The organism is Agrobacterium sp. K11, from assembly GCF_059429395.1.
The window spans coordinates 53,722-68,638 of the sequence record NZ_JCAHRB010000009.1 but is presented as its reverse complement, the minus strand read 5'-3'; the positions used below and the strand labels follow the sequence as shown (position 1 = coordinate 68,638).

Here is a 14,917-nt window from a genome sequence, read left to right as displayed (position 1 = left end):
GTTCAGACTCCGGAACGTGTGGCATCGTAGATTTTTTCTCCGCCAATCCATGTTGAATGCATCTGGAGGTCTGGTGTCAGCATCACGAAATCAGCATCGAAACCGGCCAGGAGTTTCCCCTTGCCGGAGGCGCCGATTGCCTGCGCCGGATAGGCGGATGCCATTCGCAAAGCTTCTTCCAGCGGCATTTCCATCTTCTCACGCATGAAGCGGATGCAGGAGAGCATGTCTATATCCGCTCCCGCCAGCGTGCCGTCGGCCAATGTTAGCCGTCCACCGTTGCGATAGACGCGCCGGCCGTTCAGTTCGAAACCGTCATCATCCGTGCCGATGGTGGACATGGCGTCGGTGACAAGGAAGATGCGGGCCGGGCCATTCTTGGCGCGCAGCGCAATGCCGATTGCGGCCGGATCGACATGGAATCCGTCGGCTATAAGCCCGCAATGCAACTTGCCGTTCGAAAGTGCGGCCCCGACCAGCCCCGGCTCGCGGTGGCCAAGCGGGCTCATGGCATTGAACAGATGCGTCACCATGGAAGCGCCTGCATCAGCATAGGCCGTCGCAACATCGAGACCGGTGTCGGTATGGCCGAGGCTGACGACGATGCCGGCGTCGCTGAGTGCTGCAACCTGCTCGACAGTAACATTTTCCGGGGCAATGGTTGTCAGCACGAAGGGGAGTTCCGCCCTGCAGCCGGTCAGGACCGCGAGGTCGTCTGTCTCCATCTTGCGGATCAACGCCGGATCATGCGTGCCCTTGCGCGCGACGGAAAGATGCGGCCCCTCGAAATGCAGGCCGAGGAAACCGGGCACATGCTGCTTGCGCGCGACAATCCCCGCTTGCGCCGCCCTGAAAGTCACGTCCGACCGGTCGGTGATGAGCGTCACCATCAAAGCCGTCGTGCCGAACTGGGCGTGGGCGGAGCAGATGCGGGCAATGCCAGCCACATCCGGCTGGTTGTTGAACATGACGCCGCCACCGCCATTGACCTGAAGGTCGATGAAGCCCGGCGCGATCAACAGCCCATCTGTATCGATCACTTCGGCGTCGGCAGGCACGCTGTCCAGGACAGCGGCAACGCGCCCTTCGCGGATCAGGAGCACCTTGTCATCATGCCATTCGGCGCCATCGAAAATGCGGGCGCCGACAAATGCCTTTATGCCGCTCATTGGGTCTCAGTCACCTTTTTCAATGCCACGGGAGCATCCGGGTTGAAGCCTCTTGCGCGCGACAATTGCTCGATGAAGCCGTAAAACGGTGCGATAAGCAGCAATGCATCGGTCAGGGGATGGTTGGTTTCCACGAAGGGCAAGGGCTTGGCCGGGCTACCCTTGGCAGATGTGACGAAAACATTGGCGCCTTTGTGGGCAAGGCTTGCGGCAATATCCGTAACGGAGGTCTCGGCGCGGTCGCGCGCGGCAAAGGCGATTACCGGAAATTTCGGTGCGACCAGCGAAACCGGGCCGTGCATGACTTCTGCCGACGAATAGGCTTCCGCGTGCAGCTCGCAGGTTTCCTTGCATTTCAGCGCGGCTTCCGCGGCAATCGCAAGGGCGGGGCCGCGGCCCAGCATATAAAGTGAATCCTCACCCTTCACAGCCTCGCCAATATGGCTCCAGTCAAGTCCGATCGCCTTGGCGAAATTCTGCGGCAGGGTGCTGACGGCCTTCGCGAGCAGGCTGTCTTCCGTCCATTCGGCAAGGATGGCCAGACCAGCGACAATGGAGTTGACGAAGGACTTGGTTGCGGCAACTGCCTTTTCCGGTCCCGCCTGGATGTCGATGGCGTGATTGGCTGCGTCTCCAAGGGGGGAGGGCAGGGTGTTCACGAGGGAGAAGGTAAGCGCTCCGCCCTTGCGGGCACTTTCCGCCAAAGCGACGATGTCAGGGCTTTTGCCCGATTGCGATACGGCGAAGGCCGCAGCCCGTTCCAGCCGCAGTTTCGTCTGGTAGATCGATGCGAGCGAAGGGCCGAGCGAGGCGACCGGAAGCCCCGTCTGTAACTCGATCGCGTATTTCAGGAAATGCGCGGCGTGATCGGACGATCCGCGGGCAATGGTGACGATAACGGCCGGGTCACGGGCTTTCAGCTTGTCTCCGGCCTGCCGGAAGTCGGCACTGGTATTGTCCAGCAGACGGGCGACGGCATCGGGAATCTCGTTGATTTCCTGGCGCATCAGGGTTGTCATCGTTTTCTGTCCTTGGTCGATGTGTTTCAGTCGGAGGTCATCGTCAGTTCGGCGACGAGGTCGTAGGCGTCGCTGCGATAAAGGGCGCGCGATATTTCCATGAGGCGGCCGCTTTCGAGATAGGCCATGCGCTGGACGGATAGTGCAGCAGACCCGGGGGGAACCCCAAGCAGCATCGTTTCCTCATCCGTAAGGTTGCGCGCGGAGATGCGCTGGATGGCGCGGACGGGGCGAATATCGCTTTTCGCAAGCTCCTGATAAAGCGAGTTTTCCACCAGCTGCGGGTCCGGCAGAATATCGCCCGGCAGGCTCGTGACTTCGAGTGCGATCGGCTGGTCGTTGGCAAGGCGCAGTCGCGTCAACCGGGCAACCATGGCGGATTGGGAAAGGCCGAGAGCCATCATCTCGTCACCGGTCGGGTAAAACAGGCCTCTTTCAAGCCAGCGCGTGCTCGCCACCATTCCCCGGCGGCGCATATCCTCTGTAAACGAGGTAAGCTTGGTCAACGGCTGCTGCATACGGGTGATGGGTTTGACGACAAAGGTGCCCGACCCATGCCTGCGCACGAGAAGTCCGTCGCGAACGAGATCGTCCACAGCCTTGCGCACCGTGACGCGGCTGACGCAGGCGCTTTCGGCAATATCGCGCTCGGGCGGCAGGGCATCGCCATGTTTGAGGCGGCCGCCATTGATGGCGTCTTCAATCGTCTGACGCAGTTTCAGGTAAAGCGGGCCGCCGCCTCCCGATTGCAGGTCGTCCAGATTAAGCGCTGCCCCGTTCATCCATAACCTCTGTCACAATCGATGTGGCGAATTCCGGCTATACCATATGCGTTACAATCGGCAATACCAAAATAGAACCATTAGTGGATTTGTACGATTAATCGGTGGTTTTTTCGATCATTTGCCGAATAATAAGGCCTCTTGCTTGAAATTTTCGCATTAACCAAAAAAAATTTCCGGCAATTGGAATTGCTATAGACGATTGGCATTTTTTTGGTATTGTTTTTGTATCAGTGGCTGACGGCGCTCTATCTTGCGCCTTTCTCCGCTGGGGAAATCGGTCTCCGGTCCTCACTAGAATTTGCGAGATCGAATTTAACTTGACCGTTATGAAAATTAATTTCATCGTGGCGGAAAATTATCGCAGATATCAGAATAACCAGCACAGAAATGGTTGCCTCTGCGAAAATGAATTACGAGTGAACAGGGAACAAAGTTCATGAAGGTGGGAATTATCGGACTCGGATTCCGTCTCGGTTATCTGGGCTACGTTTTTCACGAGATCGACAAGGATTTCGAGATCGTCGGTTATGTCGATCCTGCCCCGGCCGGTCTGCCGGGTCTTGAGGAAAAGGGCATTTCGGCTGGCAAGGCCTATGACAGCCCCGAGGCGCTGATTGCCGGCGAGACATTCGACCTTTTGATGATCGGCTCACCGAACCATATGCATCTGGAGCATATCCGCATCGGGCTTGAAGCCGGTTGCACCATTTTCTCGGAAAAACCCATCGTCGTCAGCATCGAGGAAAGCCTCGAACTCGCCCGGTTGCTCAACAAGCATGGACATGAGCGGCTGCTGGTCGGTCTGGTCCTGCGTTACTCGCCGCTTTACCGCGATCTGCGCGCCGCGCAGGCCGAAGGCAAGCTGGGTGACGTCGTATCCATCGAGGCTTCGGAACATATCCCGCCCTATCATGGCGCGTTCTTCATGCGCGACTGGCGGCGTTACGAGAACTATTCCGGCTCCTTCATGCTGGAAAAATGCTGCCACGACCTCGATCTCTACAATGGCGTGGTGGGTGCCCGGCCGCGTTTCGTGTCGAGCTTTGGCGGGCGCAAGAGCTTCACGCCTGCAAATGCTCCGCAAAATGACGGCATCAACGACATGGAAGTCTACCATCGCAAGCCGAGCGGCTGGATGGGTTCCGACAAGGTTTTCGACAGCGACGGCGATATCATCGACTACCAGACCGCGATCGTCGAATATGAAAACGGCGCATCGCTCGCCTTCCATACCAATCTGAACGTTCCCGACGATTTCCGCCGTTTCTGCGTCATCGGCGCCAAGGGCATGGCGGAGGGCGATTTCGTGCGCGGCTTCCTGAACGTGCACAATGCCCGCACCAACGAAAAGACCGTTGCCAAGACCTATTCGGCGGCAACCGTGCTCTCCCAGCATTATGGCGCGGATGAGCAGATGGCCGAGGACGTGATCAACCATGTCGTCAAGGGGACGCCCCTGCCGGTTTCCGCGCTCGATGCGATCGAGGCCGGTATTCTGGCGCTCGCCATGGACGAGGCGCGCCATGGCCGCAAGGTGGTCGATCTCAAGCCGGTGTGGGAGGAATATGATCTGGCACTCCACGGGCAGTTGAAGTCGCCCGCCGTGAAATCGGCTTAAGGGGGCGCTGCGATGGATGCGAAACGCAGCGCGGTTATCTTTGCCTGGCTTCTTCTTTTGCCGGCGCTTTTATACATCACTGTTATTGTTGCTTATCCGCTCGTCGATACCTTCATCCTGTCCTTCACGGACGCGTCGTTGAAAAAGACGACGAACTGGGTGGGTTTCATCAATTACGAGAAGATCTTCAACGAGACTTTCGCCGGGGTCATCACGCGGACCTTTATCTGGACGTTCTTTTCCGTCTCGATAAAGATGATCATCGGCACCTTCGGTGCGGTGTTGCTGAATTCGGCCGTTCCCGGTCGGGCCCTGTTTCGCATCCTGACGATGCCGCCATGGATCGTGCCGATGGCTATCGGCATCTTCATGTGGGGCTGGATGTATAACGGCCAGTTCGGCATGATTTCCGGTGTTTTACAGAATCTTGGCCTGGTGGACGGTCCAGTCGCCTTCCTCGCCTATGGCAGCACGGCTTTCTGGGCGACCATCATCACCGACGTATGGATCGGCGTGCCGATGGTGACGCTTTATCTGCTGGCGGCAATTCAGGCCATTCCGCAGGATCTTTACGAGGCAGCCTGGACCGACGGCGCCAGCCGCACCTACCGCTTCCGCCGCATCACGTTGCCGCTGATGCTGCCGGCCATGATTACCATGTCGATGATCTCGCTGATTTCGACCTTCAATTCCTTCGACATCATCTGGATCCTGACACAGGGCGGACCGACGGGCCAGACGACGACCATGATCATCGACACCTACAAGACGGCGATCGGTTCCTACAAATACGGTGAGGGCGCAGCGCGTGCAGTGCTGATCTGCATCTTCCTGTCCATATTCACCTACTTCTACTTCCGCATCACCAGCCGTATCTCGCAGGAGACCAGCCGATGACCGACAAAAATGCGATGATCAACCGTTACAGATGGTATGAGATCGTCGGGATTTATTGCGGCATCGCCGTATTCCTGACCTTCGTGCTGGCGCCGTTTGTCGAAGGGTTTCTAGTTTCACTGAAACCGCTCAGCCTGCTTTTTTCGTCACCGTATAAGTTTTGGCCAGAAAACGGCTCCTTCGAAGCTTACCGGACCATGTGGGTCAGCGTTCCCGGCTTTGCCCGCTACGTCTTCAACTCCTTCTTCATCTCGACGATATCGACGATCATCGTTCTGCTTCTGGTGGTGCCGGCGTCCTATGCTTTCGCGCGGTTCCAGTTTCGCGGTCGCGGGCAATTGCTCGGCGCGTTTCTGGCGATCAACATGTTCTCCGGTGCTGTGCTTCTGATCCCGCTTTACCGGCTGATGCGCAATATGGGCGTGCTGAACACCTATCTGGCGATGATCATTCCCGGCGCCGCCTTTTTGATCCCCACTGCCATCTGGCTTTTGCGAACCTACATGCTGCGTATTCCGCGCGAACTGGAAGAGGCGGCCTATGTGGACGGCGCGAGCTATTTCTATACCTTCCGCCGGGTGATCCTGCCGCTTGCGATGCCTGGCATCGCCGTCGTGTCCATCACCACCTTCATCGGTGCTTATGCGCAGCAGTTCATCTTCGCGCTCACCTTCAATTCCAAGACCGAATATATGCCGCTGCCCATCGGCCTGTTTGCCTATTTCGGTCGTCAGGAAGTCGTCTGGAATGAGTTGATGGCGGCCAGTTTCGTCGGCATTGCGCCGGCCATGGTCGTCATCTTCTTCATGCAACGCTATCTCGTCAGCGGGCTTACCGCCGGCGCGGTGAAATAATCAACAATAGGAACGACCACCAGAAAACGGGAGACTATCTATGGCACTGAAACATTACGGATTGGCGCTTTGCGCCTTCGCATTTGCCGGTTCCACTGCCCTTGGCACGGTGGCGGCACACGCCGCCGACAAGGAGATCAGCTGGATCTATTGCGGCGACAAGATGGACCCCATCCATGAAAAATACATCAAGGAATGGGAAGGCAAGAATGCCGGCTGGAAGGTCGTTCCGGAAGTCGTCGGCTGGGCGCAGTGCCAGGACAAGGCAACCACGCTCGCAGCCGCCGGCACTCCGGTCGCCATGGCCTATGTCGGTTCGCGCACGCTGAAGCAGTTCGCACAGAACGACCTCATCGTTCCGGTGCCGATGACCGAAGACGAAAAGAAGACCTATTATCCTAACATCGTCGACACGGTTACCTTCGAGGATACGCAGTGGGGCGTGCCCGTCGCCTTCTCGACCAAGGCGCTCTATTGGAACAAGGACCTCTTCAAGCAGGCCGGTCTCGATCCGGAAGTGCCGCCGAAGACCTGGGCTGAAGAGATCGCCTTTGCCAAGCAGATCAAGGAAAAGACCGGTGTCGCCGGTTATGGTCTGCCCGCCAAGACCTTCGACAACACCATGCACCAGTTCATGCACTGGGTTTACACCAATAACGGCAAGGTTATCGACGGCGACAAGATCACCGTCGACAGCCCGCAGGTTCTTGCAGCTCTGAAGGCCTACAAGGACATCACGCCTTACTCCGTCGAAGGTCCGACGGCCTACGAGCAGAACGAAATCCGCGCCATCTTCCTCGATGGCAAGGTTGGCATGATCCAGGCGGGATCGGGTGCCGCAACTCGCCTGCAGGAAACCAAGATCAACTGGGGTATCGCAACCCTGCCGCTCGGCCCTGAAGCCAAGGGTCCCGGCACGCTGCTCATCACCGACAGCCTCGCGATCTTCAAGGGAACCGGTGTCGAAGAAAAGGCGACCGAATTCGCCAAGTTCATCACTTCTCCCGGCCCGCAGGGCGAATACGAACTGCAGGGCGGCGCTGGCCTGACCCCGCTTCGTCCGTCGCCGAAGGTTGATGAGTTCATCGCCAAGGACCCCTTCTGGAAGCCGCTGATCGACGGTATCGCCTATGGCGGTCCCGAGCCGCTCTTCACTGACTACAAGGGCTTCCAGGACACGATGATTGAGATGGTGCAGTCTGTCGTTACCGGCAAGGCGACACCGGAAGATGCCGCAAAGAAGGCCTCTGCCGCTCTCGAGCAGTACAAGTAATCCACATTTATACGGTTGCGGGCGCACGTCGCCCGCAACCTCATAATTCGTTGCGAGAATACCCGCCGCTATGACGGCAGGAGCTTCTCGTGTGTTTTAACGGTTCCGATAAGGCGCGATTTTTCCGTGTCGCGGAACGTCTCTGAACGCAGCCTGATGTCGGCTGGTGACGGGAGAGGCAAGTTTTGGGTCAGCTTTATCTCAACAACGTCCGCAAGAACTATGGACATTTCGAAGTCATCAAGGGCGTTCAGCTCGACATCAGGGATGGCGAGTTCGTCGTTTTTGTCGGTCCCTCGGGATGCGGTAAATCCACATTGCTGCGCATGATCGCCGGCCTTGAGGATATTTCCGCCGGCGACATCGTCATCAACGGCGTGAAGGTCAATGACTTGCCGCCGGTTAGACGCGGCATCGCCATGGTGTTCCAGTCCTATGCGCTCTATCCGCATATGACGGTTTTTGAAAACATCGCTTTTCCCCTCCGCGTCGAAAAGATGGAAGAGGGCAAGATCAAGGAAAAGGTCGAGGCCGTCGCCAAGATCCTGCAACTCGACCAGCGCCTGCAGCAGCGTCCCGGCATGTTGTCCGGCGGCCAGCGCCAGCGTGTAGCAATCGGCCGCGCCATCGTTCGCGAGCCGAAGATATTCCTGTTCGACGAGCCGCTTTCCAACCTTGACGCCGCACTTCGCGCCGACATGCGTATCGAGCTCACCAATCTGCATCGGACGCTGAAGGCGACGATGATCTACGTGACGCATGACCAGGTGGAAGCCATGACCATGGCCGACCGCATCGTGGTGCTGAATGCGGGCGAAATCTCCCAGGTCGGCGCGCCGCTGGAACTTTACCACAAGCCCGCAAACCTGTTCGTCGCCGGTTTCATCGGCAATCCGAAAATGAATTTCCTGAAGGTCACCTGCAAATCCGTCAGCGCCGATGGTGTGACCGTGGAGTATGAGGGCCAGACAATCACCGTGCCGGTGGAGCCGCGCGCCGGTCTTGAAGGCACGCAACTGACGCTCGGCATTCGCCCGGAACACACCGGTCTCGAAACGGCCGACCTGAATATCAAGGTCGCGCCCAGCGTTATCGAGCGGCTGGGTGTGAATACGATCGCTTATGGCGTCGCGCCCACGGGTGAAAATTATTGCGCGCTTCTTTCCGGTTCTGCGCCTGTTGTCGTCGATGAAACCATCGTCACCGGTATCAAGGCGTCGGATTGCCATCTGTTTGATGAAAGCGGCACATCGCTCGAACGGCGTGTCGACCTTTCTGTCCTCAAACTGATACAATAAAGGGCGGGAACCGGGCCATGAAATCTGTCTCGCCATGCCCGGTTTTCTGCGACGCTATCGTTTTTCAGCGGTCTTCGTCTTCCAGACGAAAAAGCAACGCCGGGCTTTCGGCCCGGCGTTCAAATCGGTCTGGCAGGTCCTCTGGATCACGGCATGGGATTGGGCATGTATCCGGTGAAACCGCTGATTTTCCAGCGGCCCTCATGCAGTCGGCAATAATAGAGCGTCTGCCATTTCATGATGTCGAAGCTGCCGTCGGCCTTGCGAAGCCCGCCGTCGAACTTCTTGCGAACCAGCGCGGTCTCACCTTCCACTTCGATTTCTTCCAGCGTGGTGGTGGTGAAGATCGCATTGCGCGGGTCTTCAGCGAATTGCTGGGTCTGGAAATCCTGCGCCTGTCGCAGCCATTCGTCGCGATAGGCGTCAAGCGAGGGGAAGGACAGGCGCCAGTTGTCCGGGTTTGCATCCCGGTTGGCGTTGATGCCGAGAAAGCCGTCCTTTACGAAATCATCCGCGACTTTCGACCAGTCGGCAGTGAGGAAGGCGTCGATATCCCGCGTTACCAGCATGTCCCAGATGGAGTGGCGGGCGACGTCTGTTTCGGGAAAAGGGTTTTTGAATGGGTCGCGCATGATTCAGGTCCGTTGTTGAAATTATTTTCAAGATTTGGATATTTCTCTGGCGAAGATTGTTGGCATATGCTCATCTCGCAATCAACAGAGAAAATAATTTTCAAATCAAAGGTGTCCGGCGTGTCGTCAACGGGGCCAAGCCTTAAGTTTTGGCGGAACGGAGACCGGTGAGCATGGATATTTTCGCAAAGATTCAAGACGACAGGGGACAGTTCTCGCAATCGGAGCGGCGGATCGCCGATATCCTGGTTTCGGACTTCGAGTTTGCGGTCAATGCATCGATCATTGAGCTTGCCGCCCGCGCCGAGGTTTCCCCGCCAACCGTGACGCGGTTCTGCCGCCGTCTGGGTTGCCAGAGCTTTTCGGATTTCAAGGTCAGCCTTGCCAAGACCGCTTATGTCGGCATCCGCTACCTCACCTCGGAACCGACCAGCACGGGCCCGTCGGACGTCGCCGAGGAAGTGCTTGCCAAGGCGCAGGAGGCGCTTTTCCTGCTGCACAAGACGCTCGATCCCGCCCTCGCCGACGAAGCGGCCGTCCGGATTGCTAATAGCGGCATGATCTACGCGTTTGGAGCCGGTGGTAATTCCTCGATGATCGCATCGGAAATCCAGAACCGGCTGTTTCGCCTTGGCCTGCGCGTTTCGACCAGCGCCGATCACAGCATGCAATTGATGATGACTGCCGCTGCGCGGAAGGAAGACGTTATCATCGGATCCTCCTTTTCCGGCCGCAACATGGAATTGGTGAAGTGCTTCAGGCTGGCGCGGGAAATGGGGGTTACCACCATCGCGCTGACCCAGAGCGATACGCCCGTCGCCTTGGCCGCCGATATGGTGGTGGCCGTCAACGTGCCTGAGGGAAACAATATCTTCCGCCCAACATCATCGCGTTATGCCTATCTGGCGGCGGTTGATGTTCTGGCGACGCTAGCTGCCTATCACCACCGGCAGCGGTCGATGGTGACTCTGCGGCACATCAAGCAGCAGCTTGTGGAGCATCGTGATCCGGACGACCGGCAATTGCTGGGTGACTAGAGCATTCCCAGTAAGCCCGCGTAGCGGTTTCACGCCCGGAAAATGCGTAAAAACAAAGATGTAGAGCGGCTTGACCTCAAAACCCGCTCTGGAAAGCCTCGAAGGAGTAGCATGACATGCAGGACAGGAAAGATCAGGTCGCCGTCGTAACGGGCGCGGCGGGCGACATCGGCCGGGCAATTGCCGCGGCGCTTTCTGAAAGCCACGCGAAGGTGGTGTTGGTGGATATCGATCCCGACGCCCTTTCCAATGCGCTTTCCCTGCTTTCCGGTTCCGCCTTCGTTTCGAAAACCTGCGACGTCACCGATCCGCAGGATCTTGCAAGGCTGGCCGTGGAGGTTGCGGAGCTGGGTGATGTCGCGACCCTCGTCAACAATGCCGGTGCTGCAAGGGCCGTCAGCCTGCACGACACGACCGCAGAGATATGGCGCAAGGACAATGCCCTTAACTTGGAAGCACCGTTTCTCTGCTTCAGGGCTTTCGAGGACGCGCTTAAGCGCACGCAAGGGTCTGTCATCAATATCACCTCCGTCAACGGCATGGCTGTGTTCGGCCATCCCGCCTATAGCGCGGCAAAGGCAGGCTTGATCCATCTGACGAAGCTGATCGCTGTCGAATACGGAAAATTCGGCATCCGTTCCAATGCTGTTGCTCCAGGAACCGTGCGCACGCAGGCTTGGGAAGCGCGGGCGGCAGTCAATCCTCAGGTCTTCGAGGAAGCGAAGCACTGGTATCCGTTGCAGCGCATCGTGAGGCCTGAGGATGTCGCCAACGCCGTCGCTTTTCTGGCCGGGCCACAGGCAGCGGCCATCAGCGGCGTGTGCCTGCCGGTGGATTGCGGCCTGACGGCAGGGCAGGCGCCGCTCGCCCGCACTTTCTCACAATCCGAACACTACTGACCGAAGTCCTCTCGGGCTTGAAGCACAATAAAGGGGAGCATCATGGCGCTCGCACAATTTCGTCTCGAAAACTCATGGCATCCGCTCGAAGATTCCGCATCGGGTGGCTTCACCTTCACCCTGTTCAATCTTTCCAGCGAGCCGGTGAAGGATTTCCGCATCGTCTATACGTCGCTGACGCGGACCATCGACAAGCCCGTCTGCGGCAATGCCGTCTATCTGCGCCGCAATGCCAATTTCCATGAATTTGCGCCGCCAACGGGTTTCGTGCTCGAAGCCGGGAAATCGTGGCGTTTCACCGTTGACGGCCTGCTCAGGCCTGCCCGCCATCGCACAGACGGTGCGAAATCCGCCTATATCAGCCTTGCCGACGGCACACATCGCGCGGTTGATGTCGCTGACCTGATGCTCGACGGGCGCCATAGCGAGCCGGCGCCAGCCCTGCTTCCCGAAGGAAAGCTCGATCTGCCCTTCGCCATCCAGCCCTGGCCTGCCGAAATCGATGCCGCGCCGGGCGAAGATTTCCCCGTCGCACTCTTCCCGACGGAGGAGGCAGGCAAGGAAGAAGTGCTTGCGGTGGAAACTGTTTCGTCGCTGTTCCGCAGGCTTTTTGCCGTTGGTCACGTGCCTTTCAGCCTCGCGCCTGTTCATGAGGGCAAACAGCTTCGTTTCAAGCAACATAGCGGTCTGGAAGCGGAAGGTTATCGCCTGTCTTTCTCTGATGACGCCGTCGTCGTGGAATATTCGGCCGCTGCAGGTCTGCAATACGGCCTGACTGTGCTCGCGCAATTGCTGCACGGCGCGCGCACCGATACCAAATTCCGTTTCCCGGTTTCAGGCACCATCGCCGATGCGCCGCGTTACAGCTGGCGCGGTTGCCATCTGGATGTCTCGCGACAATTCTATCCAACCGGTGATGTCGTGCGGCTGATCGACATTCTTGCATGGCTGCGCATGAACCGGTTCCATTGGCACCTGACGGATGACGAGGCTTGGCGTCTCGAAATCAAGGCTTACCCGCTGCTGACGACAGTCGGCGCGACGCGCGGCCCGGATGCGCCGCTTCTGCCGCAGCTCGGCAATGGGGCTGAGCCGGTTTCCGGTTATTACACGCAGGATGATGTTCGCATGGTCGTCGCGCATGCGGCGGCACTGAACATCGAAATCGTGCCGGAGGTCGATATTCCCGGCCACAGCACGGCGGCTCTCGTTTCCTATCCGGAGCTGACGGATGGGCAGGAAGCGCCGGACAGCTATCGCTCCGTACAGGGCTATCCCAACAATGCGCTCAATCCCGCCATCGAGCCGACCTATGAATTCCTTGGCAAGATATTCGACGAGATGGTGGAGCTTTTCCCCTCGCGGCTGATCCATATCGGCGGCGACGAGGTAGCAGATGGCTCCTGGCTTGCCTCGCCGCTTGCCAAGTCGTTGATGGAAAAGGAAGGCCTCGACGGCACCTTCGGTATCCAGTCCTATTTCATGAAACGTATTCAGGGGATGCTGCATGAGCGCGGCCGCCAGCTTGCCGGCTGGGACGAAGTTTCGCACGGCGGCGGCGTCGATCCCTCGGGAACATTGCTGATGGCCTGGCAGAAGCCGGAAGTTGGCCTGGAGCTTGCAAAGCAGGGCTACGACGTCGTGATGACGCCGGGACAGGCCTATTATCTCGACATGGTACAGGATGAAGCCTGGCAGGAGCCGGGCGCAAGCTGGGCCGGCACCGTTCCGCCGTCGCACACGTATGCTTACGAGGCAGTCGGTGAGTTTCCCGAGGAATTGAAGGAGCGAATGAAAGGCGTTCAGGCCTGCATCTGGTCCGAGCATTTCCTCAATCGCGCCTATTTCAACCATCTGGTTTTCCCGAGACTGCCCGCCATTGCCGAGGCGGCGTGGACGCCGAAAGCGCAGAAGGACTGGTTGCGTTTCTCCGCCATCGTCCGCTTGAGCCCGGTCTATTGAGAGGAAGGCGAGATGCGTATTGCCGTTGGTGGAATTCATACCGAATGCAGCACCTATTCGCCGGTGCTGATGCGTCAGGAAGATTTTCGCGTCTTTCGCGGGGCGGAGTTGCTGGAAGCAGAGTATTTCAATTTCCTCGGCGAAGGCGGTGTGGAGGTGTTGCCGCTTCTGCATGCGCGGGCGGTGCCGGGTGGTCCCGTGTCGCGCGCGGCCTATGATGCGTTCAAGCAGGAATTCTTGGGGCGTCTCAAGGCTTGCCTGCCGCTCGACGGGCTTTATCTCGCCATGCATGGCGCGATGAATGTCGAGGGAATGGACGATGCGGAAGGGGACTGGATTTCCAGCGCCCGCGCCGTAGTCGGACCGGATGTGATCATTTCCGCCAGCTACGACCTGCACGGCAATGTCAGCCAGTCGATCATCGACCAATTGGATATTTTCGCCGGCTACCGAACTGCGCCGCATATCGATGTGCGCGAGACGATGGTGCGGGCGTGGACGATGCTCATCAAGGCTCTGAAAACTGGCGAGAAGCCCGGTGTGGCATGGGCGAAAATCCCCGTTCTCCTGCCGGGTGAAAAAACCTCCACGGAAGATGAACCGGCCAAAAGCCTCTATGCCGTCTTGCCGGACTACGACGCGCGGCCCGGCATTTGGGATGCGAATTTCATGATCGGCTACGTCTGGGCCGATGAACCAAGGGCGACGGCCTGCGCTGTCGTGACCGGGACGGACAAAGATGCCGCGCAGGCGGTCGCCTCGGAGATTGCGCAATCCTACTGGAATGCCCGACAGGATTTCCGTTTCGGTCCCGTGACCGAACCGCTCGAGGTCATCATGGATATTGCGGAAAAAACAACAACCGGGCCGATCATTCTGGCGGATTCCGGCGACAATCCGACCGGCGGCGGGGTGGGCGATCGCGCCGATGTTCTGGCGGCGTTGATTGCGCGCAATTGGCAGGGCGCGTTGATCGGCGGCATCACCGACAGGCCGGCGGTCGAGGCCTGTTTTGCGGCGGGCGAGGGCGCGGCGCTTTCCCTGAAGATCGGCGGCAGTCTCGATCCCGAAAGCCCTTCCATCACCGTCGAAGCCAAGGTCCTGAAACTGGACGATCCAGGTGCTTCCGATCAGCGGCAGGCGGTCGTCGTCATCGATGGCATTACCGTCATTCTGGCTGCAAGGCGCAGGCCCTATCACATGATCGCGGATTTCACCCGTCTGGGCTTCGATCCGAAGGCGGTAAGGCTGCTGGTCGTCAAGTCAGGTTATCTTTCGCCGGAGCTTGCGCCCATCGCCAATCCCAATCTCATGGCGTTGACGGAGGGGGTTATCAATCAGGATATCGAAAACCTCCCCAATCGCCGCCGGGATGGCGATTTTTACCCATGGAAACCGCATTTCAACTATATCCCGAAACCCATCCTTTCGGCCCGCTGGCGATGACAGCGGTTTGATAGCATTTCATTCAGCG

The 14,917-nt window shown here is 58.4% G+C and carries 13 protein-coding genes; 9 read left to right on the top strand and 4 right to left on the bottom strand.

Annotated features, from left to right (window positions below):
- Positions 1–2: 2 nt before the first annotated feature.
- From nagA to AC5SEO_RS16945, 3 genes are read right to left on the bottom strand one after another with little or no spacing between them, the layout of a single operon-like run.
- On the bottom strand, positions 3–1,169 hold the full coding sequence (nagA, locus tag AC5SEO_RS16955; RefSeq protein WP_174068655.1) for an N-acetylglucosamine-6-phosphate deacetylase: 1,167 nt from the start codon (positions 1,167–1,169) through the stop codon (positions 3–5).
- On the bottom strand, positions 1,166–2,188 hold the full coding sequence (locus AC5SEO_RS16950; protein ID WP_113291859.1) for an SIS domain-containing protein: 1,023 nt from the start codon (positions 2,186–2,188) through the stop codon (positions 1,166–1,168). The genes nagA and AC5SEO_RS16950 overlap by 4 nt, the downstream gene beginning before the upstream one ends.
- A gap of 26 nt (positions 2,189–2,214) precedes the next feature.
- Positions 2,215–2,970 carry a GntR family transcriptional regulator gene (locus AC5SEO_RS16945; RefSeq protein ID WP_003516768.1) on the bottom strand — a complete coding sequence of 252 codons (756 nt, stop codon included), beginning with the start codon at positions 2,968–2,970 and terminating at the stop codon, positions 2,215–2,217.
- 439 nt (positions 2,971–3,409) lie between these two features.
- Between AC5SEO_RS16945 and AC5SEO_RS16940 the strand changes: the two genes are divergently transcribed.
- From AC5SEO_RS16940 to AC5SEO_RS16920, 5 genes are all read left to right on the top strand, one after another.
- Positions 3,410–4,591, top strand: a complete 1,182-nt coding sequence (locus tag AC5SEO_RS16940; protein ID WP_003516769.1) for a Gfo/Idh/MocA family protein — start codon at positions 3,410–3,412, stop codon at positions 4,589–4,591.
- A 12-nt stretch (positions 4,592–4,603) separates the two neighbouring features.
- Positions 4,604–5,488, top strand: a complete 885-nt coding sequence (locus AC5SEO_RS16935; protein ID WP_003516771.1) for a carbohydrate ABC transporter permease — start codon at positions 4,604–4,606, stop codon at positions 5,486–5,488.
- Positions 5,485–6,342 (top strand): carbohydrate ABC transporter permease, encoded by an 858-nt coding sequence (locus AC5SEO_RS16930; protein ID WP_003516772.1) that lies wholly within the window; start codon positions 5,485–5,487, stop codon positions 6,340–6,342. The genes AC5SEO_RS16935 and AC5SEO_RS16930 overlap by 4 nt, the downstream gene beginning before the upstream one ends.
- Positions 6,343–6,382: 40 nt before the next feature.
- Positions 6,383–7,615 (top strand): extracellular solute-binding protein, encoded by a 1,233-nt coding sequence (locus AC5SEO_RS16925; RefSeq protein ID WP_003516773.1) that lies wholly within the window; start codon positions 6,383–6,385, stop codon positions 7,613–7,615.
- A gap of 185 nt (positions 7,616–7,800) precedes the next feature.
- Positions 7,801–8,913, top strand: coding sequence for an ABC transporter ATP-binding protein (locus AC5SEO_RS16920; RefSeq protein WP_003516776.1), 1,113 nt, complete (start codon positions 7,801–7,803; stop codon positions 8,911–8,913).
- A gap of 146 nt (positions 8,914–9,059) precedes the next feature.
- On the opposite strand, the gene AC5SEO_RS16915 is transcribed toward AC5SEO_RS16920, so the two are convergent.
- Positions 9,060–9,545, bottom strand: coding sequence for a hypothetical protein (locus tag AC5SEO_RS16915; protein WP_003516778.1), 486 nt, complete (start codon positions 9,543–9,545; stop codon positions 9,060–9,062).
- A gap of 173 nt (positions 9,546–9,718) precedes the next feature.
- On the opposite strand from AC5SEO_RS16915, the gene AC5SEO_RS16910 reads away from it, so the two are divergent.
- The 4 genes from AC5SEO_RS16910 (at position 9,719) to AC5SEO_RS16895 (ending at position 14,889) form a co-directional block, all read left to right on the top strand.
- On the top strand, positions 9,719–10,582 hold the full coding sequence (locus tag AC5SEO_RS16910; protein WP_003516783.1) for a MurR/RpiR family transcriptional regulator: 864 nt from the start codon (positions 9,719–9,721) through the stop codon (positions 10,580–10,582).
- Positions 10,583–10,698: 116 nt separating this feature from the next.
- Positions 10,699–11,481 carry an SDR family oxidoreductase gene (locus AC5SEO_RS16905; RefSeq protein ID WP_174068654.1) on the top strand — a complete coding sequence of 261 codons (783 nt, stop codon included), beginning with the start codon at positions 10,699–10,701 and terminating at the stop codon, positions 11,479–11,481.
- 42 nt (positions 11,482–11,523) lie between these two features.
- Complete coding sequence (locus AC5SEO_RS16900; RefSeq protein ID WP_174068653.1) at positions 11,524–13,443, top strand: beta-N-acetylhexosaminidase; 1,920 nt, start codon at positions 11,524–11,526, stop codon at positions 13,441–13,443.
- Positions 13,444–13,455: 12 nt separating this feature from the next.
- Positions 13,456–14,889: a M81 family metallopeptidase gene (locus AC5SEO_RS16895; RefSeq protein WP_174068652.1), complete on the top strand. Its 1,434-nt coding sequence runs from the start codon at positions 13,456–13,458 to the stop codon at positions 14,887–14,889.
- The last annotated feature ends 28 nt before the right edge of the window (positions 14,890–14,917 follow it).

Excerpts from the sequence above, each read along its gene's own strand:
- nagA (WP_174068655.1), bottom strand. The coding sequence starts at position 1,169 with ATGAGCGGCATAAAGGCATTTGTCGGCGCCCGCATTTTCGATGGCGCC.
- AC5SEO_RS16950 (WP_113291859.1), bottom strand. The coding sequence starts at position 2,188 with ATGACAACCCTGATGCGCCAGGAAATCAACGAGATTCCCGATGCCGTC.
- AC5SEO_RS16945 (WP_003516768.1), bottom strand. The coding sequence starts at position 2,970 with ATGAACGGGGCAGCGCTTAATCTGGACGACCTGCAATCGGGAGGCGGC.
- AC5SEO_RS16940 (WP_003516769.1), top strand. The coding sequence starts at position 3,410 with ATGAAGGTGGGAATTATCGGACTCGGATTCCGTCTCGGTTATCTGGGC.
- AC5SEO_RS16935 (WP_003516771.1), top strand. The coding sequence starts at position 4,604 with ATGGATGCGAAACGCAGCGCGGTTATCTTTGCCTGGCTTCTTCTTTTG.
- AC5SEO_RS16930 (WP_003516772.1), top strand. The coding sequence starts at position 5,485 with ATGACCGACAAAAATGCGATGATCAACCGTTACAGATGGTATGAGATC.
- AC5SEO_RS16925 (WP_003516773.1), top strand. The coding sequence starts at position 6,383 with ATGGCACTGAAACATTACGGATTGGCGCTTTGCGCCTTCGCATTTGCC.
- AC5SEO_RS16915 (WP_003516778.1), bottom strand. The coding sequence starts at position 9,545 with ATGCGCGACCCATTCAAAAACCCTTTTCCCGAAACAGACGTCGCCCGC.
- AC5SEO_RS16910 (WP_003516783.1), top strand. The coding sequence starts at position 9,719 with ATGGATATTTTCGCAAAGATTCAAGACGACAGGGGACAGTTCTCGCAA.
- AC5SEO_RS16905 (WP_174068654.1), top strand. The coding sequence starts at position 10,699 with ATGCAGGACAGGAAAGATCAGGTCGCCGTCGTAACGGGCGCGGCGGGC.
- AC5SEO_RS16900 (WP_174068653.1), top strand. The coding sequence starts at position 11,524 with ATGGCGCTCGCACAATTTCGTCTCGAAAACTCATGGCATCCGCTCGAA.
- AC5SEO_RS16895 (WP_174068652.1), top strand. The coding sequence starts at position 13,456 with ATGCGTATTGCCGTTGGTGGAATTCATACCGAATGCAGCACCTATTCG.